At 71.5% G+C, this 26145-nt stretch carries 21 protein-coding genes, 2 tRNA genes and 1 pseudogene; 3 read left to right on the forward strand and 21 right to left on the reverse strand.

Annotated elements, in window-relative coordinates; all coding sequences use genetic code 11:
* From IE106_RS21480 to IE106_RS21545, 14 genes and pseudogenes are all read right to left on the reverse strand, one after another.
* A pseudogene (locus tag IE106_RS21480) lies at positions 1 to 415 on the reverse strand (Rne/Rng family ribonuclease); the annotation flags it as partial.
* Between the two features lie 234 nt (positions 416 to 649).
* On the reverse strand, positions 650 to 1432 hold the full coding sequence (locus IE106_RS21485) for a TIGR03936 family radical SAM-associated protein (RefSeq protein WP_189536584.1): 783 nt from the start codon (positions 1430 to 1432) through the stop codon (positions 650 to 652).
* Between the two features lie 123 nt (positions 1433 to 1555).
* Positions 1556 to 2461: a hypothetical protein gene (locus tag IE106_RS21490; protein WP_189536587.1), complete on the reverse strand. Its 906-nt coding sequence runs from the start codon at positions 2459 to 2461 to the stop codon at positions 1556 to 1558.
* A 186-nt stretch (positions 2462 to 2647) separates the two neighbouring features.
* Positions 2648 to 4570 carry a TIGR03960 family B12-binding radical SAM protein gene (locus IE106_RS21495; protein WP_189536589.1) on the reverse strand — a complete coding sequence of 641 codons (1923 nt, stop codon included), beginning with the start codon at positions 4568 to 4570 and terminating at the stop codon, positions 2648 to 2650.
* An 80-nt stretch (positions 4571 to 4650) separates the two neighbouring features.
* Complete coding sequence (locus IE106_RS21500; protein WP_189536590.1) at positions 4651 to 6153, reverse strand: CYTH and CHAD domain-containing protein; 1503 nt, start codon at positions 6151 to 6153, stop codon at positions 4651 to 4653.
* Between the two features lie 49 nt (positions 6154 to 6202).
* Complete coding sequence (gene rodA / locus IE106_RS21505) at positions 6203 to 7405, reverse strand: rod shape-determining protein RodA (protein WP_189536592.1); 1203 nt, start codon at positions 7403 to 7405, stop codon at positions 6203 to 6205.
* A 9-nt stretch (positions 7406 to 7414) separates the two neighbouring features.
* Positions 7415 to 9604: a penicillin-binding protein 2 gene (gene mrdA / locus IE106_RS21510; RefSeq protein ID WP_189536593.1), complete on the reverse strand. Its 2190-nt coding sequence runs from the start codon at positions 9602 to 9604 to the stop codon at positions 7415 to 7417.
* Positions 9605 to 9671: 67 nt separating this feature from the next.
* Positions 9672 to 10331 carry a rod shape-determining protein MreD gene (gene mreD, locus IE106_RS21515; protein ID WP_189536596.1) on the reverse strand — a complete coding sequence of 220 codons (660 nt, stop codon included), beginning with the start codon at positions 10329 to 10331 and terminating at the stop codon, positions 9672 to 9674.
* Positions 10332 to 10335: 4 nt separating this feature from the next.
* Positions 10336 to 11343: a rod shape-determining protein MreC gene (gene mreC / locus IE106_RS21520; protein WP_189536599.1), complete on the reverse strand. Its 1008-nt coding sequence runs from the start codon at positions 11341 to 11343 to the stop codon at positions 10336 to 10338.
* Positions 11344 to 11442: 99 nt separating this feature from the next.
* Entirely contained in the window at positions 11443 to 12462 is a 1020-nt protein-coding gene (locus IE106_RS21525) for a rod shape-determining protein (RefSeq protein ID WP_189536600.1), read from the reverse strand.
* A 260-nt stretch (positions 12463 to 12722) separates the two neighbouring features.
* Positions 12723 to 13136, reverse strand: coding sequence for a nucleoside-diphosphate kinase (ndk, locus tag IE106_RS21530; RefSeq protein WP_189536602.1), 414 nt, complete (start codon positions 13134 to 13136; stop codon positions 12723 to 12725).
* A gap of 88 nt (positions 13137 to 13224) precedes the next feature.
* Entirely contained in the window at positions 13225 to 13575 is a 351-nt protein-coding gene (locus IE106_RS21535) for a DUF4233 domain-containing protein (RefSeq protein WP_189536604.1), read from the reverse strand.
* Positions 13576 to 13580: 5 nt separating this feature from the next.
* The gene (folC, locus tag IE106_RS21540) at positions 13581 to 15095 is read right to left on the reverse strand and encodes a bifunctional tetrahydrofolate synthase/dihydrofolate synthase (RefSeq protein WP_189536606.1); all 1515 of its coding nucleotides are present in this window, start codon (positions 15093 to 15095) and stop codon (positions 13581 to 13583) included.
* Between the two features lie 101 nt (positions 15096 to 15196).
* Complete coding sequence (locus tag IE106_RS21545; protein WP_189536608.1) at positions 15197 to 17818, reverse strand: valine--tRNA ligase; 2622 nt, start codon at positions 17816 to 17818, stop codon at positions 15197 to 15199.
* Positions 17819 to 17956: 138 nt separating this feature from the next.
* Between IE106_RS21545 and IE106_RS21550 the strand changes: the two genes are divergently transcribed.
* Positions 17957 to 18922 carry a hypothetical protein gene (locus tag IE106_RS21550; protein WP_189536610.1) on the forward strand — a complete coding sequence of 322 codons (966 nt, stop codon included), beginning with the start codon at positions 17957 to 17959 and terminating at the stop codon, positions 18920 to 18922.
* 73 nt (positions 18923 to 18995) lie between these two features.
* Here the strand turns inward: IE106_RS21550 and clpX are convergent, their stop codons facing one another.
* The 5 genes from clpX to IE106_RS21575 all read right to left on the reverse strand — a co-directional run bounded on the left by clpX (position 18996) and on the right by IE106_RS21575 (position 23645).
* Positions 18996 to 20279, reverse strand: coding sequence for an ATP-dependent Clp protease ATP-binding subunit ClpX (gene clpX / locus IE106_RS21555; protein ID WP_189536612.1), 1284 nt, complete (start codon positions 20277 to 20279; stop codon positions 18996 to 18998).
* A 157-nt stretch (positions 20280 to 20436) separates the two neighbouring features.
* Positions 20437 to 21096, reverse strand: a complete 660-nt coding sequence (locus IE106_RS21560; protein WP_189536613.1) for an ATP-dependent Clp protease proteolytic subunit — start codon at positions 21094 to 21096, stop codon at positions 20437 to 20439.
* A 67-nt stretch (positions 21097 to 21163) separates the two neighbouring features.
* A complete protein-coding gene (locus IE106_RS21565; protein WP_189536980.1) occupies positions 21164 to 21769 on the reverse strand; it encodes an ATP-dependent Clp protease proteolytic subunit in 606 nt (201 codons plus the stop codon).
* Positions 21770 to 22005: 236 nt separating this feature from the next.
* The gene (gene tig, locus IE106_RS21570; protein WP_189536616.1) at positions 22006 to 23391 is read right to left on the reverse strand and encodes a trigger factor; all 1386 of its coding nucleotides are present in this window, start codon (positions 23389 to 23391) and stop codon (positions 22006 to 22008) included.
* 177 nt (positions 23392 to 23568) lie between these two features.
* Positions 23569 to 23645 (reverse strand) — tRNA-Pro (locus IE106_RS21575).
* Between the two features lie 137 nt (positions 23646 to 23782).
* On the opposite strand from IE106_RS21575, the gene IE106_RS21580 reads away from it, so the two are divergent.
* A tRNA-Gly gene (locus IE106_RS21580) sits at positions 23783 to 23853 on the forward strand.
* Between the two features lie 108 nt (positions 23854 to 23961).
* Here the strand turns inward: IE106_RS21580 and IE106_RS21585 are convergent.
* Positions 23962 to 24156, reverse strand: a complete 195-nt coding sequence (locus tag IE106_RS21585; RefSeq protein WP_079047547.1) for a hypothetical protein — start codon at positions 24154 to 24156, stop codon at positions 23962 to 23964.
* Positions 24157 to 24560: 404 nt separating this feature from the next.
* Here IE106_RS21585 and IE106_RS21590 point away from each other — a divergent pair, with 404 nt between their 5' ends.
* Complete coding sequence (locus IE106_RS21590) at positions 24561 to 25709, forward strand: acyltransferase family protein (protein ID WP_189536618.1); 1149 nt, start codon at positions 24561 to 24563, stop codon at positions 25707 to 25709.
* Here IE106_RS21590 and IE106_RS21595 read toward each other — a convergent pair.
* The gene (locus IE106_RS21595; RefSeq protein WP_189536620.1) at positions 25696 to 26145 is read right to left on the reverse strand and encodes an HD domain-containing protein; all 450 of its coding nucleotides are present in this window, start codon (positions 26143 to 26145) and stop codon (positions 25696 to 25698) included. The two genes, IE106_RS21590 and IE106_RS21595, sit on opposite strands and share 14 nt — an antisense overlap.

Genomic DNA, 26145 nt, shown 5'->3' on the forward strand with positions numbered 1-26145 from the left:
CCGGCGCGGTCGCCTTCCGGGTCGCACGACGACGCGTACGGGCCGGAGCGGCCGGCTCCTCGGCGGCCGGCGCCTCGGCGGCCGGCGCCTCGGCGGCCGGCGCCTCGGGCGCGGCGGCCGGAGCGGCCTGCGCCTCCTCGGCGGCGGGCGCGGTGGCCTTGCGGGTGGCGCGGCGACGCGGACGCGCCGGTGCCGTGGCCTCGGACGCGTCCCCGGCGGCGGGCGTGTCGGACGCGGCGGCCTCGGTGGCCGGGGCGACCGTGGACACGACGGTCTCGGGGGTGGTGTCCGCCGCGGCCGGCGGGCCGGCGGGGCGTGACGCGGCGCGGCGCCTGCGGCGCGGCGGCAGCGTGTCGCTGGGTGTGTGGTTGTCCTCGTTGATACCGGCGGTGCCGGTTTCGTTCGGCTCGAGCATGCGGGCGGTTCTCCCGTCACGCTCCCGGGCGCCGCGCCTGTGTCCGGTCCGGCCGCGGCACCGCGTGATGCGCGGTGGCCGCCGTCCGGGGCGCGGGCGCCGCACGGGAGCTGTATGTCTGGCTCGCCGGTTCCGTACGCCTTGTGCGTACGGCCTGGCGAAAGTCTCCTGTGTCTGTACGCGGCCGGACCCAGGTGGCTCCCGAGTGCCAGGGCCGCGCTTCGACGACCGCTCCTACGCGGAACCTGCACCTTCCGGCGCCGTCGCGGCGGCGGGTCCGGCGGCCCGGGAAAGGGCGGCCGTGACTGCCTCGCGGTCGGGCGCGAGCGGGTCGGTCACCGTGCCGGACTCCTCGTCGAAGAGCCCCTGCGCCAGCCTGGTCACCGCTGCGGGGACCGGCGGCGCCAGGTCGGCCACAGCTCGGAGACCGGACAGGACGTCGTCGGGTCGGACGGCAGGTGTCACGTGCCGAACAACCAGCCGCAGTATCGCACAGGGGCCGTCCAGCGGCCTATCGGCCGAAGCGGGGACGGTTTCGAGCCCCGCCACGGCGGCACGGGCGTCGAAGGTGCGCAGACCGTTCTTGGTCATGCGCTGCACGTCCACGGTGTCCGCCGCGAGGAACGCGGCGACGGCCCGCTCGGCGTCGGCCGGGTCGACCCCGTCGAGCCGCAGCTCCCACACGGAGGCGGTGAGGCGGTCGGCGAGGCCGGAGGCGCGGGCCTCGACGGCGTCGACGATGTCGAGGCCGTCGGGCAGGGACTCGTCGAGCAGCTCCCGCAGCTTCGCGGGGTCGCGCGGCTCGGTGAGCGCGATCTCCAGGTACTCGGCCTCGGAGGCCGTACCGGTCGGCGCGGCGTTCGCGTACGACACCTTGGGATGGGGGGTGAAGCCGGCCGAGTACGCCATGGGCACCCCGGCGCGGCGCAGCGCGCGCTCGAACGCGCGCTGGAAGTCTCGATGGCTGGTGAACCGGAGGCGGCCGCGCTTGGTGTAGCGCAGTCGGATGCGCTGCACCGCCGGTGCGGGCGGCGGGCCTTCGGGCTGTCGCTTGCCCAGTGGTTCTTCTCCTCGGTGCGGGGCGACGCGGTGGCGCGCCGCCCACCGGATGCGGTGGATGCCCCGGGGGACCCGCCCGGATCACCCCCGCCGGTGCGGGGAGACCTCGGGGGCGGGCGCCGCGCCGGGGGCATTCGTTGTACTACCCAGGGTACGCGCAGGAACAGCACCCTTTCCCACGGGCCGCGGGACGGGACCCGCGCCGAACAGCGCGCGACGCACCGTGTCGCGGGCGGAGGCGAGCGCGGCGCGGGCGGTGTCGCGGACCGGGCGCCACACCGCGTCGCGGACGAAGTGGCCGACGGGCGTGCACACCCCGCGGTAGAACCAGCGGGCCGGACGGCCCACCGCCTGCCACGCCGCCCACCGGAGCGCGCGCCCCACGGCGCGCGACACGTACCCGGCGACCCGCCAGGCCACGGCGAACGCGGCGACGGCCTCCCGGCCGAGGACCGCCAGCCCCCGGCCCAGCGGGACGAGCACCCACCGCCACAGGGCGCCCAGCGGCAGCACGACCAGGGCCCGCAGCAGCCAGGCGACGCCCCGCCCCACGGGCGCGAGCACCCATCGCCACACCCACCGCGCGGGAACCACGACGAGGTACCCGACCAGCCAGACGACCCCCCGGCCCAGCGGGGTCAGCAGCCACCGCCACACCCACCGGGCGGGTACCACCAGCCCGTACCCGACCAGCGCCGCCAGGAACCGGGCGATCCCCACGCCCACCGGCTCCAGCACCCGCCGCCACAGCCACACCAGGGGGACGACGAGGAGGTACTCGACCAGCCAGGCCAGGCCCCGGCCCAGCGGGGTCAGCACGTGGCGCCACAGCCACGTGAGCGGGATCACGACGAGGAGGCGGCCGAGGGGGCGCAGGACCGCGCGGTGCAGGGTCCGCGCGCACAGGACGAGGACGTCCCACGCCATCCGGACGGGGACGACGACGACCAGGACGACGATCCGCACGGGCAGTCTGACGGCCGCCACCAGGCAGCCTTCGGGTTCGCGCCTCGGTGGGCGCCTCTCCGGTTCCATACCCCCCACGACGCGACGGCCCGCCCGGAGGTTTCCCGGGCGGGCCGTCGCGGACCGCTTCACGGCCTTCGGTGGCGGCGCTCTCGGCTCATCCCCGCGCGAGCGGGCGACGGTCGGTCACCGTCCGGCCGCCACCGGTCACTTGACGACCGTGAGCGGCAGCAGCTTCTTGCCGGTCGGGCCGATCTGGATGTGGGTGTCCATCTGGGGACACACGCCGCAATCGAAGCAGGGCGTCCAGCGGCAGTCCTCGACCTCGGTCTCGTCGAGGGCGTCCTGCCAGTCCTCCCACAGCCAGTCCTTGTCCAGGCCGGAGTCCAGGTGGTCCCAGGGCAGGACCTCCTCGTAGGAGCGCTCGCGCGTCGTGTACCAGTCGACGTCGACGCCGTACTGCGGCAGCGTCTTCTCGGCGCACTCCATCCAGCGGTCGTAGCTGAAGTGCTCGCGCCAGCCGTCGAAGCGGCCGCCGTCCTCGAACACGGCGCGGATGACGGCGCCGACGCGGCGGTCGCCGCGCGACAGGAGGCCCTCGACGATGCCCGGCTTGCCGTCGTGGTAGCGGAAGCCGATCGAGCGGCCGTACTTCTTGTCGCCGCGGATCTTGTCGCGGAGCTTCTCCAGGCGGGCGTCCGTCTCCTCGGCGGACAGCTGCGGCGCCCACTGGAACGGCGTGTGCGGCTTGGGGACGAAACCGCCGATGGAGACCGTGCAGCGGATGTCGTTGGACTTCGCCACCTCGCGGCCCTTGGCGATGACGTTCGCCGCCATGTCGGCGATCTGGAGGACGTCGTCGTCGGTCTCCGTGGGGAGGCCGCACATGAAGTACAGCTTCACCTGGCGCCAGCCGTTGCCGTACGCCGTGGCGACCGTGCGGATCAGGTCCTCCTCCGAGACCATCTTGTTGATGACCTTGCGCAGGCGCTCGGACCCGCCCTCGGGGGCGAAGGTGAGGCCGGACCGGCGGCCGTTGCGCGTCAGCTCGTTGGCCAGGTCGACGTTGAACGCGTCGACGCGGGTGGAGGGGAGCGACAGGCCGATCTTGTCGTCCTCGTAGCGGTCCGCGAGGCCCTTGGCGACGTCGCCGATCTCGGAGTGGTCCGCGGAGGACAGGGAGAGCAGGCCGACCTCCTCGAAGCCGGTCGCCTTGAGGCCCTTGTCGACCATCTCGCCGATGCCGGTGATGCTTCGCTCCCGCACGGGGCGCGTGATCATGCCGGCCTGGCAGAAACGGCAGCCGCGGGTGCAGCCGCGGAAGATCTCGACGGACATCCGCTCGTGGACCGTCTCGGCGAGCGGGACGAGGGGCTGCTTCGGGTACGGCCACTCGTCGAGGTCCATGACGGTGTGCTTCGACACGCGCCACGGCACGCCGGACTTGTTGGGCACGACGCGGCCGATGCGGCCGTCCGGCAGGTACTCCACGTCGTAGAAGCGCGGGATGTACACGCTGCCGGTCCTGGCCAGGCGGAAGAGGACCTCCTCGCGGCCGCCGGGACGGCCCTCGGCCTTCCAGGCGCGGATGATGTCGGTGATCTCCAGGACGGCCTGCTCGCCGTCGCCGATCACCGCGGCGTCGATGAAGTCCGCGATCGGCTCGGGGTTGAACGCGGCGTGGCCGCCGGCGAGGACGATCGGGTGGTCGATGCCGCGGTCCTTCGCCTCCAGCGGGATGCCGGCGAGGTCCAGGGCCGTGAGCATGTTGGTGTAGCCCAGCTCGGTCGAGAAGCTGAGGCCGAAGACGTCGAACGCGCCGACCGGGCGGTGGCCGTCCACGGTGAACTGCGGCACGCCGTTCTCGCGCATCAGCTTCTCGAGGTCCGGCCACACGCTGTAGGTGCGCTCGGCGAGGACGCCCTCGCGCTCGTTCAGTACCTCGTAGAGGATCATGACGCCCTGGTTGGGCAGGCCGACCTCGTACGCGTCGGGGTACATGAGGGCCCAGCGGACGTCGCAGCTCTCCCAGGGCTTGACCGTGGAGTTGAGCTCGCCGCCGACGTACTGGATCGGCTTCTGCACATGCGGGAGCAGAGCTTCGAGCTGTGGGAAGACCGACTCAGGCATTTCGGGGAACCTTCGTGAGCTGACGGGGGCGGCCCTCAAGCGTAACGCGCCCGGGGCCGCCCCCCGGTACGGCGAACGGCTCAGCCGCCGAGGCTCCGCGCCTGCGCCTTGGCCCACACGTCCGGCAGCTCGCGTTCGCGGGCGGCGGCCTCGGCCTCCTCCCTGGCGTAGAGCAGGCCCCAGGTGAAGGACGACTCCGCCGCGCCGTTGGCCTGGACGCCGAGGTCCCGCAGGGCCTCACGTGCGACGACGCTGTCCTGGTGGTCGCCGAGGAGCTGCTGGACCGCCTTCATGCCCTTGGCGCAGCGCCGTGCGGGCCCGCCGAGGGCGGGGACGGCGAGTTCGGCGGCGTAGCGGGCGCGTTTGGCGGCCTTGCGGGTCTCGTGCAGGGCCACGTCCCGGTCGTGGCCGGGGGCGAGTGCCAGGGCGCGTTCGAGGCGGGCCGCCACCCGGGCGTGGTCCTTCGTGACGGCCTTGGCGAGGATCTTCTCGGGGGCCTTCGCCGCGGCGGGGCGCAGCGGCGGGTCGGCGAGGAGGGCGTCCAGGCCGTCGAGGAGGGCCAGGTAGCGGTCGCCGTCGAGGATCTCCAGGAGGCGGCCGCGGGAGCCGGCGGTGCGGGCGGTGGACCAGCGGCGGAGGCGGCCGTGGACCGGGCCGAGCAGGAGGGTGCGGGGGACGGCGTCGAGGGCTTTCCGCAGGCGTTCGTCGAGTACTTCCTGGTCGCGTTCCACGCCGAGCTCGGTGGCCAGCCACCGGAGCTCGTCCGCGAGCGGGTCGGTGGCCTCCCGGTCCAGGACCCTGCGGTGGCTGCGGAAGGTGCTGCGCAGGCGGCGGGTGGCGACGCGCATCCGGTGGACGGCGTCGGGCTGGTCGCGGCGCAGGCCGGCGTCGTGGGTGAGGAGGGCGTCGACCTGGGCGCGGAGGTGGGCCAGGACGTGGTCGCCGGCCGTGTCGTGTGCCGCGGGTGGGGCGGTGCGGGGCGGGGTGCCGGTCTCTTCCAGGGCCCTGGCGAGTTTGGACGGGGAGCCGGCGGGGTGGACGCCGGCCTTGCGCAGGCGCTTGTCGACGGCGTCCAGCAGGGCCGGGTCGCCGCCGTCGGCGAGTTCCACCTCGATCTCGGTCCAGTGGGCGGTGCCGCCGCCGTCGGTGAGGCGTTCGGCGTGGACGGTGTCGGTGCTCAGTTCGGCGAGGAGGGTGCCGTCGCCGTCGAGGAGGTGGCGCACGTCCCGGGAGGAGCGCAGCCGTACGACGGGGGTGAGGGTCCGGCCGCGGGTGCGGGCCCGGACGAGTGCGGCGAGGGTCTGCGGCACCTCGTCGCCGAGGGGGGCGTGGATCTCGTCGCGGACGCCGGGGGTGACGGGCAGTTTCAGGTGCCAGCCCGCGTCGCCGCCGCCGGTGCGGCGGCGCAGGGTGATGGAGTGCGCGGCGAGGCGCAGGTCCGGGGTGTCGTAGTAGACCGCGTCGAGGTCCGCGGTGCCCGCGTCGGCGACGCGGGACACGGCGCGGACCCGGGTGAGGTCCGGCACCCGGGTGTCGGTGGTGGCTTCGTACTTTCGCTCGGTTTCGCGTTTCGTATCCGCCATGTACCGAATGTAGTCCACGGCGGCGTTGGACCGTTGTGCCCCGGTGCGTCTATGCCGTTATGGGGCGCTGGGAGCGGATGGACTGGAGCAGGCCGACGGCGATCCACACGGCGAACATGGAGGAGCCGCCGTAGGAGACGAACGGCAGGGGGAGGCCGGCGACGGGCATGATGCCGAGGGTCATGCCGATGTTCTCGAAGGACTGGAAGGCGAACCAGGCGATGACGCCGGCGGCGACGATCGTGCCGTACAGCTCGGTGGTCTCGCGGGCGATGCGGCAGGCGCGCCACATGACGAGGCCGAGGAGGGCGATGATCGTGCCGGCGCCGAGGAAGCCGAGTTCCTCGCCGGCGACGGTGAAGATGAAGTCGGTCTGCTGTTCGGGGACGAACTGGCCGGTGGTCTGGTGGCCGTTGAACAGGCCCGCGCCGTACAGGCCGCCGGAGCCGATGGCGATGCGGGCCTGGTTGGTGTTGTAGCCGACGCCCGCGGGGTCGAGTTCGGGGTTGGCGAACGCGGCGAAGCGGTTGATCTGGTACTCGTCGAGGACGCCGAGGGCGGCGACGAGGACCGCGCCGGTGATGCCGGCGCCGATCAGGCCGAAGACCCACCGGTTGGAGGCGCCGGAGGCGAGGAGCACGCCCAGGACGATCACGACCATGACCATCACGGAGCCGAGGTCCGGCATCAGCATGACGATCGCCATCGGGATGACGGCGATGACCAGGGACTTGGCGACGGTGCGGTGGTCGGGGTGGAGCTGGTCCCCGGCGTCGACGCGGGCCGCGAGCAGCATCGCCATGCCGAGGATGATCGTGACCTTCACGAACTCGGAGGGCTGGAGGGAGAAGCCGCCGCCGAGGACGATCCACGCGTGGGCGCCGTTGATGGTGGCGCCGAGCGGGGTGAGGACGAGCAGGACGAGCACGACCGAGAGGCCGTACAGGAAGGGGACGGCGCCGCGCAGGGTCCGGTGGCCGAGCCAGATCGTGCCGGCCATCAGGACGATGCCGATGCTGGTGTTCAGCAGGTGCTTGAAGAGGAACGAGTACGGGTCGCCCTGGTTGAGTTCCGTGCGGTTGCGGGTGGCCGACCACACGAGGAGCGCGCCGACGAGGGACAGGGCGAGCGCCGAGAACATCAGCGGCCAGTCGAGGCGGCGCACCAGGGAGTCGCGGGCGGTGAGCCTGGCCCACAGGCCGCCGGGTTCGGGGGCGTAGCGGGGGACGGAGAAGGCGTTGTTTCCGGGCATGGTGGTCGGTCAGTCCCTCCAGACCGGCGGGCCGGCGAGGCCCTGTCGTCCGTCGTCCTGCCCGTCGCCCTTCTTGGGCTTCTGCAATTCGGGGTCGTACGGCTTGACGGTGGGCGCCTCGATGGAGCCGTCGGGCAGGATCTTCGGCAGGTCCTTCTGCGGCTTGGGCAGGAGGGCCCGCTTGAGGTCCTGGTTGCCCTCGTCGTCGAGGCCGTAGAGGGCGTCGTAGATGTTGCGGACGGCGGGGCCGGAGGCGCCGGAGCCGGTGCCTCCCTGGGAGATGGTCATGACGATCGTGTAGTCGTCGGTGTAGGTGGCGAACCACGAGGTGGTCTGCTTGCCGTAGACCTGGGCGGTGCCGGTCTTGGCGCGCATCGGGATCTTGTCCTGGGGCCAGCCGCCGAACCGCCAGGCGGCGGTGCCGCCGGGCTCGACGACGGAGCGCAGGCCCTTGTCGAGGTCGCTGATGGTCTCGGCGTCGACGGGCAGCCTGCCGCGGGCCTTGGGCTTGATCTCCTGGACCTTCTTGCCGTCGGGGCTGATCACGGCCTTGCCGACGGTGGGTTCGTAGAGGGTGCCGCCGTTGCTGATGGCGGCGTAGGCGGTGGCCAGCTGGACGGGGGTGATGAGGACGTCGCCCTGGCCGATGGCGAAGTTGATGCTGTCGAAGGCCTTCAGCTGGTTGCCTTCGAGGCAGTTCTCGTAGGCGATCTGCTGGACGTAGGAGCCGCCCTTCTTGCCCTGCTTGCACCAGGCGTCCTTGTTGGCCTGCCAGAACCTCTGCTTCCACTGGCGGTCGGGGATGCGGCCGGTGACCTCGTTGGGCAGGTCGATGCCGGTCTCGGAGCCGAATCCGAACTCGCGGGCGGTCCGGTAGAACCAGTCGTGGGCGTCCTTGTTCGGCTTGAGGCCGCCGTCGCGCTGCCACTCCTTGTGGCCGAGGGCGTAGAAGACGGTGTTGCAGGAGAACTTGAGGGCGTCGCCGAGGGTGATGGGGCCGTGCCCCTTGGACTCGAAGTTCGCGAAGCTCCGGCCGCCGAGGCTGTAGGAGCTGCTGCAGTTGTAGCGGTCGTCGAAGGGGTAGCCGGCCCGTACGGCCGCGCTCGCCGAGACCACCTTGAAGACGGAGCCGGCGGGTGCCTGGCCCTGGATGGCCCGGTTGAGCAGCGGGTAGTTGGAGTTCTTGCTGGTGAGCCTGGCGTACTCCTTGCCGGAGATGCCGCCGACCCAGGCGTTGGGGTCGTAGTCGGGCTGGGAGGCCATCGCGACGACGCGGCCGGTCTTGGACTCCATGACGACGACGGCGCCGGCGTCGGCCTTGTACGGCCGTCCGGTGATCCTGTCGGTCTCCTTCCGGACGGTCTTCATCGCGTGGTGGAGCTCGTACTCGGCGACGGCCTGGACGCGGGCGTCGATGGAGGTGACGAGGGTGGAGCCGGGCACCGTGGGGTCGTTCTCCGCCTGGCCGAGGACGCGGCCGAGGTTGTCGACCTCGTAGCGGGTGACGCCGGCCTTGCCGCGCAGGTACTTGTCGTACGTGCGCTCGATGCCGGAGCGGCCGACCTGGTCGGAGCGGAGGAAGGGCGAGTCGGTGTCCTTGGCCTTCTCGATCTCCTCGTCGGTGACGGGCGAGAGGTAGCCGAGGACCTGCGCGGTGCGGGCCTTGCCGGGGGCCGGGTAGCGGCGTACGGCGGTGGGTTCGGCGGTGATGCCGGGGAAGTCCTCGGCCCGTTCGCGGATCTGCAGGGCCTGCTGGGTGGTGGCCTCGTCGGTGACGGGGATCGGCTGGTAGGGGGAGCCGTTCCAGCAGGGCTGGGGGGTCTCGGCGTCGCAGAGGCGGACCTTGTCCATGACCTCCTTGGGCGTCATGCCGAGGACGCCGGCGAGGCGGGTCAGGACGCCCTTGCCGCGGTCCTTCATGCGCATGAGCTCGGTGCGGGAGGCGGAGACGACGAGGCGGGTCTCGTTGTCGGCGAGGGGCACGCCGCGGGCGTCGAGGATGGTGCCGCGGACGGCGGGCTGGACGACCTGCTGGACGTGGTTGTTCTTCGCCTCGTCGGTGTACTCCTCGCCGTTGCGGATCTGGAGGTACCACAGGCGGCCGAGGAGGGTGAGGAGCAGGGAGAAGACCAGGACCTGGATGACGACGAGGCGGATCTGGACCCGCGGGGTCCGGCCCGTCTCGGGGATGTTGCTCACGACTCCCTCCCCTGGGTGCCTCGGTTCGTTCGTGTCGCGTGCCGCTCTCGTCGGGGTCGGGCCGGTGTCACAGGCGCTTGACCCCCTTGATGCGGGTGGCGCGGGCGGCTCTGCCGCGGGCGGCCCGGGCGCGCAGTCCGCCCCGCCGGCCGCCGAGGCGCAGTCCGGTGCCGCCGGCCGTCCAGCCGGCGGCGAGGTCGCCGGCGGCGGGCTCGGCGAGCGGGTCGTTGTCGGCGCGGCGGGCCAGCGCCATGATCCACGGCACGGTGAACGGGGCGAGCAGCAGGTCGTAGACGACGGCGGTGAGGATCAGCGAGGCGAGGCCGACGTGGCGGGCCCCGGTGTCGCCGACGAGGGCGCCGACGCCCGCGTACAGCAGGGTGGAGCCGATCGCGGCGGCGACGACCATGACCATCGGACCGGCCGCGGACCGGGGCTGGCCGTTCTCCGGCTTGGTGAGCCCCGCGACATAGCCGACGACGCACAGGACGAGGGCGTAGCGACCGACGGCGTGGTCGGCGGGCGGGGCGAGGTCGGCGAGGAGGCCGGCGGCGAAGCCGACGAGGGCGCCGCTGACGTGCCCGTACACCATGGACAGGCCGAGGACGGTCAGCAGGATCAGGTCGGGGACGGCGCCGGGCAGGTGGAGGCGGGCGAGGACGGAGACCTGGACGACGAGGGCGACGACGACCAGGGTGCTGGAGAGCAGGATCCGGTTGAGACGCATGGGGTTACTCCTGGTCCTGCTCGTCGGCGCGGGGGGTCACGCCCGGCTGGGCGTTCATCTGCCCGTCCCGTTCGCCCTGCGGCTGCTCCCCGGGGGGCTGTTCGCCGGTCGGGGACGGGGTGACCGTCACGGTGACCGTCGGGGCGGGCTTCGGCTTGGCGGGCAGGACCGTGTCGCGCGGGTCGGTGCGGGGCGCCTGGACGACGACGCCGACGATGTCGAGGCGGCTGAACCCGGCGTAGGAGCGGACGAACAGGCGGCGGGTCAGGTCGCCGCTGGACGGGTCGACGCGGATGACCTCGCCGACGGGCACGCCGGGCACGAAGGGGCGGTCGGCCTGGGAGCCGAAGGTGACGAGCCGGTCGCCGGGCTTCACCTTGGCCTTGCCGTTGAGGAGTTGCACGGACAGCGGGCGGTCGCCCTGGCCGGTGGCGAAGCCCAGCTCGTTGGTGCGCTCTATCCGCGTGCCGACCGTGAAGTCCGGGTCGTTGGCCAGGAGCACGGTGGAGGTGGAGGGGCCGACGGTGGTGACGCGGCCGACGAGGCCGTCGCCGTTGATGACGGTCATGTCGCGGCGGATGCCGTCCTGGGAGCCGGCGTCGATGGTGACCGTCCAGGAGAAGCCCTGGGCGGCTCCTATGGCGATGACCTCGGCCGCCTTGATGCCGTACTGCCCCGCGCCGGCCGTCCTGAGCAGCTTGTCCAGTTCGCGCACGCGGTTGCGGTTGCGGTCGTCGCTGCCGAGCCTCGCCTTCAGCTCGGCGTTCTCCTTCTCCAGCTGCGCGATGCGGTTGTGGCGCTCGCCGGAGTCCCGTACGGCCCCGATCGCGTTGCCGATCGGGTCCACCGCGGACGCGACGCTGTTCTCGACCGGGCCGAAGACGGCGGCGGCGGCGCGCCGGGCCCCGTCGACCGGTGACTCCTCGCCACCGCGGATGTCCACCGTGATCAGCGCGAACGCGACGGCGACCAGAAGCGCCAGAAGCAGCCGGCTCTCTTTCGTGTCCCTCACGTGGGGCGGCCGTGCCTTCCTCGTAGGAATGTTTGTGCCGTTATACCAACGATCAGCCGTACGGGTTCGACGACACCCGTACGGCTGATCGTGCATGCGCTATCTGCGGGGCTGGGCGTCCAGGACCTGCTGGAGCGCCTCGAACTCCTCGACGCACTTGCCGGAGCCCAGCGCCACCGAGTCCAGCGGGTCCTCGGCGATGTGGATGGGCATGCCGGTCTCCTGGCGCAGCCGCTCGTCGAGGCCGCGCAGCAGGGCACCGCCGCCGGTGAGGACGATGCCGCGGTCCATGATGTCGCCGGACAGCTCGGGCGGGCACTTGTCGAGGGTCGTCTTCACGGCGTCGACGATGGCGTTGACGGGCTCCTCGATGGCCTTGCGGACCTCCGAGGCGGAGATGACGACGGTCTTCGGCAGGCCGGAGACCAGGTCGCGGCCGCGGATCTCGGTGTGCTCGTCCTCGCCGAAGTCGTACGCCGAACCGATGGTGATCTTGATCTGCTCGGCGGTGCGCTCGCCGAGGAGGAGGCTGTACTCCTTCTTGACGTGCTGGATGATCGCGTTGTCCAGCTCGTCGCCGGCGACCCGGATGGACTGCGCGGTGACGATTCCGCCGAGGGAGATGACGGCGACCTCGGTCGTGCCGCCGCCGATGTCGACGACCATGTTGCCGGTGGCCTCGTGGACGGGCAGGCCCGAGCCGATGGCGGCCGCCATCGGCTCCTCGATGATGTGCACCTGCCGGGCGCCGGCCTGGGTGGACGCCTCGATGACCGCGCGGCGCTCGACGCCCGTGATGCCGGACGGCACGCAGACGACGACGCGGGGGCGGGCCAGGTAGCGGCGCTTGTGGATTTTCAGGATGAAGTAGCGCAGCATTCGCTCGGTGATCTCGAAGTCCGCGATCACACCGTCCTTCAGCGGCCGCACCGCGACGATGTTGCCGGGGGTGCGGCCGATCATCTTCTTCGCCTCCGCGCCGACCGCCAGGATGCCACCGGTATTGGTGTTGATGGCGACGACCGACGGCTCGTTGAGGACGATGCCGCGACCCCTGACGTACACCAGCGTGTTGGCGGTCCCGAGGTCGACAGCCATGTCACGGCCGATGAACGACATTGAGTTCCCCTTGTTTCCCATGAGGAGCGCCGGGCCTTCCCATAGAGCGTTGACGGCTTCTCAGGACGGCGCGCTGGATCGTGTGGAGCGGAGGATTCCATCGTAGTGCCGCTTCCGCGAACACGGCGCGGTGGTCCGCCTCTATACAGGTGACGAGATGTCGGGGCGATGCGTTCCCGATCCACTCCGTCATATGCCGCGGGGCGACCGAAATTCCACTCGGTCGCCCCAGGTCATGAGCGCGTATGGCTGACAGCGGGTCAGGAAAGGCCGGGGAAGAAAATCTTGAGTTCCCGAATGGCGGACTCCTCGGAGTCCGAGGCGTGGATCAGGTTCTCCCGGACGATGGTGCCGTAGTCGCCCCGGATGGAGCCGGGCTCCGCGGCGATCGGGTCCGTCGGGCCGGCCAGCCGGCGCACGCCCTCGATGACCCGCTCCCCCTCGACGACCATCGCGACGACGGGGCCGGAGGACATGAACGCGACGAGCGGCTCGTAGAAGGGCTTGCCCCGGTGCTCGCCGTAGTGCTGCTCCAGCGTGTCCTGGTCGAGCGTGCGCAGCTCCAGCGCGCCGATGGTCCAGCCGGCCTTGCGCTCGATACGGCCGATGATCTCGCCGATCAGCCCGCGCCGGACGGCGTCGGGCTTGAGGAGGACGAGGGTGCGCTGGGTCATGGTGTGCGGCTCCTTGCCGGCCGGGGTGTGCGGTTCCGCCCGAGGTTACCCGGTGTGACGGGCGGCGCGGCACCCGCCTCCCCGGGAGCTACGGGGCCCCGGCCTCGGCCTCGGCGGCGGCCCAGCGGGCCTTCGCCTCGTCGATCTTGCGGCCGAAGTGGAGGGACGCCCACCACAGGCCCGCGAAGACCGCGCCGAGGAAGAACATGACCGGGACGACGAAGCCGCTCAGGACGAGGGCGATCTGGAGCGCCCAGCCCAGCTGGACCCCGCCGGGGCGGCCGATCATGCCGCACAGCAGGACGGACAGCACCATCGCGGTGCCGCACACCGCCCACACCGTGCCCATGGCCAGGGTGTCGTCCTTCATCGCGACCAGCCCCGCGAAGCCGATCACGAAGAACTCGCCGATCAGCGTCGAGGCGCAGAGCGTACGCATGGGTGTCAGCCCTTCCCCAGGAGCAGCCGGGCTTCCCCGACCGTGATCACCGAACCTGTCACCAGCACGCCCGCGCCCGCGAACTCGCCCTCTTCCTCGGCGAGCGTGATGGCCGCCTCCAGCGCGTCGTCGAGGCGCGGCTCGACGACCACCCGCTCCTCGCCGAAGACCTCCACCGCGACCGCCGCGAGCGCGTCGGGGTCCATCGCGCGGGGCGTGGAGTTCGCCGTGACGACGATCTCCGCGAAGATCGGCTCGAACGCCTCGAGGAGCCCCCGCACGTCCTTGTCGCCGCTCGCGCCGACCACGCCGATCAGCCGCGAGAAGCCGAACGCCTCCCGGACGCCGTCCGCCGCGGCCTGCGCGCCCGCCGGGTTGTGCGCGGCGTCCAGGACGACGGTCGGGCTGCGCCGGACGACCTCCAGGCGGCCCGGCGACGCCACGGTCGCGAAGGCCCGGCGGACCGTGTCGAGGTCCAGGGAGCGGGCGTGCTGCGCGCCGATCCCGAAGAACGCCTCCACCGCGGCGAGCGCCACCGCGGCGTTGTGCGCCTGGTGCGCGCCGTACAGGGGGAGGAAGACGCCCTCGTACTCGCCGCCGAGGCCGCGCAGGGTCAGCAGCTGGCCGCCGACGGCGACCTCGCGGGCGACGACGCCGAACTCCATGCCCTCGCGGGCGACGGTCGCGTCGGCGTCCACGGCCTTCTTCAGCAGGACCTGCGCCGCGTCCACCGGCTGCTGCGCCAGGATGACGGTGGCGCCCTGCTTGATGATCCCGGCCTTCTCGCCGGCGATCTCCGCGGGGGTGGAGCCGAGCCGGTCGGTGTGGTCGAGGGAGATCGGCGTGACGACGGCGACGGAGCCGTCGATGACGTTCGTCGCGTCCCAGCTGCCGCCCATGCCCACCTCGACGACGGCCGCGTCGACCGGGGCGTCGGCGAACGCGGCGTACGCCATGCCGGTGAGGACCTCGAAGAACGACAGCCGGTGCTCCTGGGCGCCGTCGACCATCTCGACGTACGGCTTGACGTCCCGGTACGTCTCGACGAACCGCTCGGCGCTGATCGGGGCGCCGTCCAGGCTGATCCGCTCGGTGATCGACTGGACGTGCGGCGAGGTGTACCGGCCGGTGCGCAGGTCGAACGCGCCGAGCAGCGCCTCCACCATGCGGGCCGTGGACGTCTTGCCGTTGGTCCCCGTGATGTGGATGGAGGGGTACGCGCGCTGGGGCTCGCCCAGGACGTCCATCAGCGCGGCGATCCGCTGGACGGACGGCTCCAGCTTGGTCTCGCCCCAGCGGGTGGAGAGCTCCTGCTCGACCTCCCGCAGCGCCTTGTCGACCTCCGGGTCGGCGGGGCGCGCCGGTACGGGGTCGCCCTGGGGCGGGCCGGCCTGCGCGCGCAGGGTGCGGCTGCCGGCCTCGATCACCGCCAGGTCGGGGTCTCGGGTGGTCTCCGCCTCGACGATGTCGTCGAAGTCGTCGCTGTCCGGGTGGTCGCTGGACGAGGGCTGCTCACTCACGCGTCCAGTCTACGGAGGGCCGCCGACACGGTCCGGCCCGACCCGCACGCGCGGCGGGGCCCCGGGACCGATCGGTCCCGGGGCCCCGCCGCGCAGCGGTGTCAGCCCTGCGGGAGGCCGGCCAGCTGGGCCTCGATGCGGGCGATGTCCTCGTCCGCCTTGGCGAGCCGCGTGCGGATCTTCTCCACGACCTGGTCGGGGGCCTTGGCGAGGAACGCCTCGTTGCCGAGCTTGGCCTGCGCCTGGGCCTTCTCCTTCTCGGCCGCGGCGAGGTCCTTCGCCAGGCGCTTGCGCTCCGCCTCGACGTCGATCGTGCCCGACAGGTCGAGCGCGACCGTGGCGCCGGCGACCGGGAGCGAGGCGGTGGCGTGGAAGCCCTCCTCCTCCGGCTGGAGGCGCAGCAGCTGGCGGATGGCCGCCTCGTGCGGCGCCAGCGCCGTACCGGTCAGGTCCAGACGGGCCGGGACCTTCTGGCCGGGCTGGAGGCCCTGGTCGGAGCGGAAGCGGCGGACCTCGGTGACGACGCGCTGGACGAGCTCGATCTCCCGCTCGGCGGCCTCGTCGCGGAAGCCGCTGTCCTCGGGCCAGGCGGCGACGACGAGGGACTCGCCGCCCGTCAGCGTGGTCCACAGGGTGTCGGTGACGAAGGGGACGACCGGGTGCAGCAGGCGCAGCGTCACGTCGAGGACCTCGCCGAGGACGCGGGCGGAGACCCGGGCCTGCTCGCCGCCGCCGAAGAACGTCGTCTTCGACAGCTCGACGTACCAGTCGAAGACCTCGTCCCAGGCGAAGTGGTAGAGCGCCTCGCTGAGCTTGGAGAACTGGAAGTCCTCGTAGTACGCGTCGACGTCGGCGACCGTCTTGTTGAGGCGGGAGAGGATCCACCGGTCGGTGGCGGACATCTGCGACGGCTCCGGCAGCGGGCCCTCGACGGTCGCGCCGTTCATCAGCGCGAAGCGGGTCGCGTTCCAGACCTTGTTGGCGAAGTTCCGGGACGCCTGGACCCAGTCCTCGCCGATCGGCACGTCGGTACCGGGGTTGGCGCCCTTGGCCAGGGTGAAGCGGACGGCGTCGGAGCCGTACTTGTCCATCCAGTCGAGCGGGTCGACGACGTTGCCGAAGGACTTCGACATCTTCTTGCCGCGCTCGTCGCGGACGAGGCCGGTGAGGGCGATCGTCTTGAAGGGCACCTCGCCGTCCATCGCGTACAGGCCGAACATCATCATCCGGGCGACCCAGAAGAAGATGATGTCGTGGCCGGTGAGGAGGACGTCGGTCGGATAGAACTTCTCCAGGTCCGGCGTCCGCTCGGGCCAGCCGAGCGTGGAGAACGGCCACAGGCCGGAGGAGAACCACGTGTCGAGGACGTCGGTGTCCTGCGTCCAGCCCTCGCCGGCGGGCGGCTCCTCGTCCGGTCCGACGCAGACGACCTCGCCGTTCGGGCCGTACCAGACGGGGATGCGGTGGCCCCACCACAGCTGGCGCGAGATGCACCAGTCGTGCATGTTGTCCACCCAGTCGAAGTAGCGCTTCGACATGTCCTCGGGGTGGATCTTCACGCGGCCGTCGCGGACCGCGTCGCCGGCGGCCCGGGCGAGCGGCCCGACCTTGACCCACCACTGGAGGGAGAGGCGGGGCTCGATGGTGGTGCTGCAGCGGGAGCAGTGGCCGACGGAGTGGAGGTAGGGGCGCTTCTCCGCGACGATCCGGCCCTGCTCGCGCAGGGCGCCGACGATGGTGGAGCGCGCCTCGAAGCGGTCGAGCCCCTCGAACGGGCCGTGGACCGTGATGACGCCGCGCTCGTCCATGACGGTGAGCGACTCCAGGCCGTGGCGCCGGCCGATGGCGAAGTCGTTCGGGTCGTGCGCCGGGGTCACCTTGACGGCGCCGGTGCCGAACTCCGGGTCGACGTGCGTGTCGGCGACGACGGGGATCGTACGGTCCGTCAGCGGCAGCTTGATGCGCTTGCCGACGAGGTGCTTGTAGCGCTCGTCGTCGGGGTGGACGGCGACGGCGGTGTCGCCGAGCATCGTCTCGGCGCGGGTGGTGGCGACGACGAGGCTGTCCTCGCCCTCGCCGTAGCGGATGGAGACGAGCTCGCCGTCGTCCTCCTGGTACTCCACCTCGATGTCCGAGATGGCCGTGAGGCAGCGGGGGCACCAGTTGATGATGCGCTCGGCGCGATAGATGAGCTCGTCGTCGTAGAGGCGCTTGAAGATGGTCTGGACGGCGCGGGACAGGCCCTCGTCCATGGTGAAGCGCTCACGGCTCCAGTCGACGCCGTCGCCGAGGCGGCGCATCTGGCCGAGGATCCTGCCGCCGTACTCCTCCTTCCACTGCCAGACCCGGCGGACGAACTCCTCGCGGCCCAGGTCGTGGCGGGACCTGCCCTCCTCGGCGAGCTGCTGCTCGACCTTGTTCTGGGTGGCGATGCCGGCGTGGTCCATGCCGGGCAGCCACAGCGCCTCGTACCCCTGCATGCGCTTGCGGCGCGTGAGGGCGTCCATGAGGGTGTGCTGGAAGGCGTGGCCCAGGTGGAGGCTGCCGGTGACGTTCGGCGGCGGGATGACGATGGTGTAGGCGGGCTTGCCGCTCGTCGCGTCGGCCGTGAAGTAACCGCGCTCCACCCAGCTCTCGTACAGCTTCCCCTCTACCTCGGCCGGCGCGTACTGGGTCGGCAGTTCGGGGACGGATGCTGGCTGCTGCTGAGTGTTCTCGGTCACGGGCCCAGTTTAGAGGTGTCACAGCCGCGTACTGAAACGGGAATGTTCCGTGACGGTGCGCGCCCCCGGGCCCGCGGGGAACGTTCTTTCGGCCAAGATGTGAGCAACGCATAAGCATCTGGATGGGGGAACCCCTCAATGAGCTACAACCAGCCGGGCCCGTACGGCGGGCAGCCCCAGCAGCCCGGTCCCTACGGCCAGCCGGGCCCCTACGGCCAACCCGGTCCGTACGGCCAGCCCCCGCAGGCGCCGCAGCCCGGCTACGGCTACCCGCAGCAGGCGCCGCCGCCCCAGCCGGGGTACGGCTACCCGCAGCAGCCGCAGGCCCCGTACGGCCAGCCGCCGCAGCCGGGCGCGTACGGGCAGCCCCCGCAGCAGCCCCCGTACGGCGCCGGTCCGGGCTACCCGGGCGCGCCGGTCCCGCCGCAGGCCCCGAAGAAGAAGACGGGTCTGGTCATCGGGGTGACGGCGGGCGTCGTGGCGCTGGGCGTGGGCGCGTGGTTCCTCTTCGGCGGCGGGCTCGGCGGCGGGCTGGAGGACGACGGGCCGCACAAGCTGACGGCGCCGGAGACGGTGCTCGGCGAGTACAAGCGCTCCGGCAAGGAGGGCGCCGGCAGCTCCGACATGGTCAAGGACATGGAGAAGGCCGGCGTCCAGGGCGGCACGTCCGTGACGGGGTCGTACTCGACGATCGACCCGAAGAAGATCGACCTGTCCAACCCGTCGGCCTCCCCGGAGCTGATGACGGCGAAGTCCGTCATGTTCAGCGGGATCTACGGCAAGATCGCCGATCCGGAGAAGACCCTCGACGCCTACTTCGCCGGGATCAGCGAGGAGGCGAAGAAGGACACCGACAGCAAGGCGAAGCTGGTCGGCTCGCCGGAGGAGATGACCCCGGACGGCTTCAACGGCGTCATGAAGTGCCAGTCGGTCGAGGGCGAGAACCTCATGACGAAGCAGCGCCAGACGAGCTGGTTCTGCGCCTGGTCCGACTACAGCACCTTCGCCGTGGTCTCCGCCGGCCAGGCGGCGACCGGCCTCGGCAAGGACGCTGCGGCGAAGATCGCCGCCGACCTCCGCAAGGAGATCCGCGTCAAGGCGTGAGCCCGGCGCACGACGAAGGGCGCCCGTCCGGTTCGGTGAACCGGACGGGCGCCCTTCCGCCGTACGGGGGGTGCTACGCGCTCTTCTCGTGGCGGCCCTGGTCCTTGACGACCCGGGGGACCAGCGTCGGGTTGACGTTGTTGTGGACGACGTCCTCGGTGATGACGACGCGGGCGACGTCCTTGCGGGACGGGACCTCGTACATCACCGACATGAGGACCTCCTCCATGATGGCGCGCAGGCCGCGGGCGCCGGTGCCGCGGAGGATGGCCTGGTCCGCGATGGCCTCCAGGGCGGGGCGGTCGAAGTCCAGCTCCACACCGTCGAGTTCGAACAGGCGCTGGTACTGCTTCACCAGGGCGTTGCGCGGCTCGACGAGGATCTTCAGCAGGGCCTCGCGGTCCAGGTTGTGGACGGAGGTGATGACGGGGAGGCGGCCGATGAACTCGGGGATCATCCCGAACTTCACCAGGTCCTCCGGCATGACCTCCTGGAACTGGTCGCTCGCCTCGATCTCCCGCTTGGAGCGGATCGTCGCGCCGAAGCCGATGCCCTTCGCGCCGGCCCGCGACTCGATGATCTTCTCCAGACCGGCGAAGGCGCCGCCCACGATGAACAGCACGTTCGTCGTGTCGATCTGGATGAACTCCTGGTGCGGGTGCTTGCGTCCGCCCTGCGGCGGGACGGAGGCCGTGGTGCCCTCCAGGATCTTCAGCAGGGCCTGCTGGACGCCCTCGCCCGACACGTCGCGCGTGATGGACGGGTTCTCGCTCTTGCGGGCCACCTTGTCGATCTCGTCGATGTAGATGATGCCCGTCTCGGCCTTCTTGACGTCGTAGTCGGCCGCCTGGATGAGCTTCAGCAGGATGTTCTCGACGTCCTCGCCGACGTACCCGGCCTCGGTGAGCGCCGTCGCGTCGGCGATGGCGAACGGGACGTTCAGCATGCGCGCCAGCGTCTGGGCGAGCAGCGTCTTGCCGGAGCCCGTGGGGCCCAGCAGCAGGATGTTGGACTTGGCGAGCTCGATCGCGTCGTCCCGGCCCTGCCCTCCGCCGTTCTCACCGGCCTGGACGCGCTTGTAGTGGTTGTACACCGCGACCGACAGGGCCTTCTTCGCCGGCTCCTGGCCGACGACGTAGCCCTCCAGGAACTCGTAGATCTCGCGCGGCTTGGGGAGTTCCTCCCACCGCACCTCGCTCGACTCGGCGAGCTCCTCTTCGATGATCTCGTTGCAGAGGTCGATGCACTCGTCGCAGATGTACACACCGGGGCCTGCGATGAGCTTCTTCACCTGCTTCTGGCTCTTTCCGCAGAACGAGCACTTGAGCAGGTCGCCGCCATCACCGATGCGTGCCACGAGGTGCTTCCCCTTCGCCTGGGAGCGGCTTGTTCGCAGCCGACTCCTGGTGCCTCATATCCGACGGTACCTTGCCGGGCCCCCCATTCGGGCCCCCCTTGGCACGGTTCGCGCCCACGGGCGTCCGCGGCGCGCCGTGCCAAGGGAAGGTCGAGCGTCAGGCCGCCGCGGCCGCCGTGCTCTTGCGGGTGGACACGATCTGGTCGATCAGGCCGTACGCCAGGGCGTCCTCGGCCGTGAGGATCTTGTCGCGCTCGATGTCGTCGCGGATCTTCTCGATCGGGGTGCTGGAGTGCTTGGCCAGCATCTCCTCCAGCTGCGTGCGCATGCGGAGGATCTCGTTGGCCGCGATCTCCAGGTCGGAGAGCTGCTCGCGCCCGGTGCCGCCGGACGGCTGGTGGATCAGCACGCGCGCGTTGGGCAGGGCCATGCGCTTGCCGGGGGTGCCGGCGGCGAGGAGGACGGCCGCGGCGGAGGCCGCCTGGCCCATGCAGACGGTCTGGATGTCGGGCTTCACGAACTGCATCGTGTCGTAGATCGCCGTCAGCGCGGTGAAGGAACCGCCGGGGCTGTTGATGTAGACCGAGATGTCGCGGTCCGGGTCCATCGACTCCAGGCACAGCAGCTGCGCCATGACGTCGTTGGCGGAGGCGTCGTCAATCTGGACGCCGAGGAAGATCACGCGCTCTTCGAAGAGCTTCGCGTAGGGGTCGTACTCGCGCACGCCCTGGGAGGTGCGCTCGACGAAGCGGGGGACGACGTAACGGTTGTCCACCTGCGGGCCGGTGTAGAGGCCGCTCGCGGAGAAGTTGCTCATGGGGTGTTCACCATCCTGGTGGCGTCGGCGGGCTGCCGGGGCGGGGGCTGTCGGTGTGGCGGGGCGCTCAGGCGCCGGTGCCGCCACCGCCCGGAACGCCCGAGGCGGCGGAGATGATCTCGTCGATCAGGCCGTACTCCTTGGCCTCGTCCGCGGTGAACCAGCGGTCGCGGTCGCCGTCACGGATGATCGTTTCCACGGACTGGCCCGAGTGGCGCGCCGTGATCTCGGCCATGCGCCGCTTGGTGCGGAGGAGGTACTCGGCCTGGATCTTGATGTCCGAGGCGGTGCCGCCGATGCCGGCGGAGCCCTGGTGCATCAGGATGTCGGTGTTGGGCAGGGCGAAGCGCTTGCCCGCGGTGCCGCCGGTCAGCAGGAACTGGCCCATGGAGGCGGCCATGCCCATGCCGATCGTGACCACGTCGTTCGGGATGTACTGCATGGTGTCGTAGATCGCCATGCCGGCCGTCACCGAGCCGCCGGGGCTGTTGATGTACAGGTAGATGTCCTTGTCCGGGTCGGCGGCGAGGAGGAGCATCTGTGCGGTGATCTTGTTCGCGATGTCGTCGTCGACCTGCTGGCCGAGGAAGACGATCCGCTCGCCGAGCAGCCGGTTGTACACATGGTCGCCGAGGCCACCACCGATGGACGGCTCACCCGCGGCGTAAGGCATCAGATTCGTCACGTATCCACCTGCTCGTCTCTGACGGCTGCGGCCGTCTCAGCGTCTGTCGTACTGGGGGCGGGTACTCCCCTGCCCTCGTATTCATGGACCCTAACGCGCAGGTGGGCGGGCGCCATCCCGGTTCCCGAACTGTTCGCTGGGAGCGCAAGGTTCCTTGAGTACGGCGGCGGGCCCCGGCCGCACAGTGCGTCCGGAGCCCGCCGCGGAGCTCAGGGCGAGGCGGATCAGGCCTCGGTCCGCTCCTCGGCCTTCGCCTCGGCGTCCTCGGAGGCCTCGACGGTCTCGGCCGTCTCGTCCTCGTCGTCGTCCATGACGACCGGCTCGCCGTCGGTGTCGACGACCTTGGCGGACTCGACGACGAGCGCCAGGGCCTTGCCGCGGGCGACCTCGCCGACGAGCATCGGGACCTGGTTGCCCTGGACGACGGCCTGGGCGAACTGGTCCGGGCTCATGCCGGAGGACGCGGCGCGGCGCATCAGGTGCTCGGTCAGCTCGTCCTGGTTGACGTTGAGCTTCTCCCGGGAGACGAGCTCGTCCAGGATGAACTGGGTCTTGATGCCCTTGACCGCCTGCTCCTCGGTCTCGGCGTCGAACTCCTCGACCGTCTTGCCCTGGAGCTCCAGGTACTTCTCCAGCGTGAGGCCCATCTGGCCGAGCTGGTGGTGCTGCAGGTTGTGCTTGCGGGTGTTGACCTCGTCCTCGAGGAGCTTCTCGGGGATCGGGACCTCGACCAGCTTCAGCAGCTCGTCCAGCACGCGCTCCTGGGCCTGCGTGGCCTGGTCGTACTGCTTCATGTTCTCGAGGCGCTTGCGGCTGTCGGCCTTCAGCTCGTCGAGCGTGTCGAACTCGCTCGCCATCTGGGCGAACTCGTCGTCCAGCTCGGGGAGCTCACGGGCGGCGACCTGGGTGACCTTGACGGTGACCTCGGCCTCCTTGCCCTCGGCGGAGCCGCCCTTCAGCGTGGAGGTGAAGGTGGCCTCGCCACCGGCCTCCAGGCCGGTCACGGCCTCGTCGATGCCCTCCAGCAGCTCACCGGAGCCGATCGTGTACTGCACGCCGTCGGCGACGCCGTCGGGGAGGACCTCGCCGTCGACCTTGGCCTCGAGGTCGAGCGTCACGACGTCGCCCTCGGCGGCGGCGCGCTCGACCGGGGAGGTGGAGGCGAAGCGCTCGCGCAGCTGCTCCACGGACTTCTCGACGTCCTCGTCGGTGACCTCGACGGCGTCGACGGTGACCTCGATGCCGGAGAAGTCCGGGATCTCGATCGTCGGACGGATGTCGACCTCGGCGGTGAAGGCCAGCAGCTCGCCGTCCTTCAGCTCGGTGATGTCCACCTCGGGCTGGCCGAGGGGGTTGACCTCGGCCTCGTTGACCGCCTCGGTGTAGAGCTTGGGGAGGGCGTCGTTGACGGCCTCCTCCAGCACCGCACCACGGCCGAACCGCTGGTCGATGACCCTGGCCGGGATCTTGCCCTTGCGGAAGCCCTTGACCGTGACCTGCTGGTTGATCTTCTTGTACGCCGCGTCGAGGCTGGCCTTGAGCTCCTCGAAGGGCACCTCGACAGTGAGCCGAACCCGAGTCGGGTTCAGGGTCTCCACGGCGCTCTTCACGGTTCGGTCTCCTTGGTGGCTGATTCTGGGATTCTGCCGGGGCGCTGACTGCGGCGGCCCGGCCGATCGGCCCGGTCAGAGAGACACACGGGCACGTAGCTTGCATAGTAACCGCAAGGAGTACGGGCCCCACAACGTGATCTTGGTTGCGTCCGGCACGCGTGGGGTGGCCTGTCGTGGTCGGGGTGGCGGGATTTGAACCCACGGCCTTCCGCTCCCAAAGCGGACGCGCTACCAAGCTGCGCCACACCCCGTCGGTGCGACACGTAGGGTACATGGCCGCGGGCGTTGCGTCGGCACGTTGAAGGAGTGTGCGACCTGGTGCGGGGACCCGCTACGATGCTCTACGTGGCGCTGCCGTCGCTCCCGGGTGGCGTGCGGTGTGCCGCCTGCGGGCGTAGCTCAATGGTAGAGCCCTAGTCTTCCAAACTAGCTACGCGGGTTCGATTCCCGTCGCCCGCTCTGTACGGAAATCCGGCCCGGCCGGGTGAGTGATCACCCGGCCGGGCCGGAGTCGTTTCCGGGCACGCCGGAGGTCGGGGGCGGCCGGAATCGCCCGGCCGGCTCCGGCTAGAAGTTGATCTTGCTGATGGACGCGGCTATCTCGTTGAGGACCTTGGTGATGGTCGGCCCGAGTCCGGAGGACGCGAGGAAGAAGCCGAACAGGGCGGCGACGACGGCCGGCCCCGCCTTGATCGAGCCGCTGCGGATCATCACCACCAGGACGATCGCCAGCAACAGCACCACGGACAGCGAAATGGCCACGAGTGATCCCCTCGGTCGGTCCGTCAGGACGGCCGGGGGCACCGGCCTGGCACACCCCCGCACGCGTCCATCGTGCCATCAACGGCCCCTTCCGCGCCGCCCCGTGACGGATCGTGAACGGCCGCGGGAGCCCGGGGGCGGGGCGGGCACGGCCGGCGTACGGTCTCGCGGGAATTCCGAAACGGAAAGCGCGGGGATTCCCCCAGGGCGCCCGCGTGTCCCTCACGGAAAATCCGCAGACGCCCCGCCCGCTTTCCCGACCGGCGTGTGCGACGTAGGGATCGACGGGGAGATGTGCGGCTTTTGTGCGGGATTTGTCCTGCCATTCCGGGCACCGCACGGCATGCCGTGACCGGGTCTCCCCGATTCCCGGGAGGGCGCGGGGCGGGGCTAGGGTGCCTGGGATGTTCCAGCCACACCGGGAAAAGCAGAGTCAGCGGAACCCCTTCTTCGACAACGCGAAATACCTGGCGATCGTGCTCGTCGCGGTGGGTCACGTGTGGGAGCCGGTCATGGAGGGAAGCCGTGCGACACGCGCGCTGTACATGGTCGTGTACGCCTTCCACATGCCGGCGTTCGTGATCGTCTCCGGGTACTTCTCGCGGAGCTTCGCCGGACGGCCCGACCAGCTGAGGCGGCTGGTGGGCGGGGTCGCCGTCCCGTACCTGGCGTTCGAGGTCGCCTACACGCTGTACCGGCGGTGGGCGCAGGACGCGCCGCAGCAGGCGTTCTCGCTCACCGACCCGTTCTACCTGACCTGGTTCCTCCTGGCGCTGTTCGTGTGGCGGCTGTCCGCCCCGCTGTGGCGCGCCCTGCGGTACCCCCTGCCGGTCGCCGTGGCCGTCGCGGCGCTGGCGTCGCTGACCCCGCGCATCGCGGCCGACCTGGACCTCCAGCGGATCCTGCAGTTCCTGCCGTTCTTCGTGCTGGGCCTGACGCTGCGCGAGGAGCACTTCCGGCTGCTGCGGCGGCGGGCCGTGCGGGTGGCGGCCGTGCCGGTCGCGCTGGCCGCGCCGGCCGTGGCCTACGCGGCGGCGCCGCACCTGCGGATGGGCTGGTTCTACCGCAACACCAGCGCCCAGGAGCTCGGGTACGGCTGGTGGGCGGGGCCGCTGGCGACGGTCGCGCTGGGCGCCGTCGCGCTGGTGCTGACGGTCGCGTTCCTGGCGTGGGTGCCGGCGCGGCGGACCTGGTTCACCGTGCTGGGCGCCGGCAGCGTCTGCGGGTACCTCCTGCACGGCTTCGCGGTGAAGGCGCTGCAGTACTGGGAGCTCGTCGACGCGCACCCGGTGCTGGCCACGCCCGTGGGGCGGGTCGGGCTGACGGTGGCGGCGGCCGGGGCGGTGACGCTGATGTGCACCCCGCCGGTGCGGCGCGCGCTGCGGTGGGTGACGGAGCCGCGCCTGGAGTGGGCGTTCCGCCCGGCGGCGGCGGCGCCCGCGCCGGGAGCCGCCGGCCCGCCGGATGCCCCGGATGCCCCGGGCGCTCCGGGGGCCTCGGGCGCCGGCGCCCCGGGCCGGGCGGTGCCCGCCGGGGCGGTCAGCCGGGCGTGAGGCCGAGCAGCCGCCGTACCCGCGCGTACTTGGCGGTCAGCCGGGCCCGGACCGGCTCGTCGAGGACGGCGAGCCGGTCCGGGTCGGCGTTGTGCGCCAGGTCGGCCTCCTTGACGAGGCGGGCGCCGGGCACGGCGAGGACGCGGGCGGCGTAGTCGGCGAGGTCCTCGCCGGGGCGCTTGGTGAGCGCGAGGACGATGTCCTTGACCTCCTGCGGCAGCGCGGCCCCGGCGAGGTCGCGCGGTGACAGGACGCCGTCCTCGACGGCGTCGTGCAGCCACGCCGCGGCGACCTGCTCGTCGCTGCCGCCCCGCGCCCGCACCCCCTCGGCGACGGCCTGGAGGTGCTCGGCGTAGGGGCGTCCCGCCTTGTCGGTCTGACCGGCGTGGACACGGCGGGCGAGCGCTTCGACCTGCGGCAGGGAGAGGTGCGGCAT

Origin of the sequence: Streptomyces roseolilacinus, from assembly GCF_014649335.1 — a bacterium.
Classification (GTDB): Bacteria; Actinomycetota; Actinomycetes; order Streptomycetales; family Streptomycetaceae; genus Streptomyces; species Streptomyces roseolilacinus.

Coding starts and splice junctions, on each gene's coding strand:
- IE106_RS21495 (WP_189536589.1), bottom strand. CDS start 4,570: ATGCCTGAGTCGGTCTTCCCACAGCTCGAAGCTCTGCTCCCGCATGTG.
- IE106_RS21500 (WP_189536590.1), bottom strand. CDS start 6,153: ATGGCGGATACGAAACGCGAAACCGAGCGAAAGTACGAAGCCACCACC.
- rodA (WP_189536592.1), bottom strand. CDS start 7,405: ATGCCCGGAAACAACGCCTTCTCCGTCCCCCGCTACGCCCCCGAACCC.
- mreD (WP_189536596.1), bottom strand. CDS start 10,331: ATGCGTCTCAACCGGATCCTGCTCTCCAGCACCCTGGTCGTCGTCGCC.
- IE106_RS21525 (WP_189536600.1), bottom strand. CDS start 12,462: ATGTCGTTCATCGGCCGTGACATGGCTGTCGACCTCGGGACCGCCAAC.
- ndk (WP_189536602.1), bottom strand. CDS start 13,136: ATGACCCAGCGCACCCTCGTCCTCCTCAAGCCCGACGCCGTCCGGCGC.
- IE106_RS21535 (WP_189536604.1), bottom strand. CDS start 13,575: ATGCGTACGCTCTGCGCCTCGACGCTGATCGGCGAGTTCTTCGTGATC.
- IE106_RS21550 (WP_189536610.1), top strand. CDS start 17,957: ATGAGCTACAACCAGCCGGGCCCGTACGGCGGGCAGCCCCAGCAGCCC.
- IE106_RS21560 (WP_189536613.1), bottom strand. CDS start 21,096: ATGAGCAACTTCTCCGCGAGCGGCCTCTACACCGGCCCGCAGGTGGAC.
- IE106_RS21565 (WP_189536980.1), bottom strand. CDS start 21,769: ATGCCTTACGCCGCGGGTGAGCCGTCCATCGGTGGTGGCCTCGGCGAC.
- IE106_RS21590 (WP_189536618.1), top strand. CDS start 24,561: ATGTTCCAGCCACACCGGGAAAAGCAGAGTCAGCGGAACCCCTTCTTC.
- IE106_RS21595 (WP_189536620.1), bottom strand. CDS start 26,145: ATGCCGCACCTCTCCCTGCCGCAGGTCGAAGCGCTCGCCCGCCGTGTC.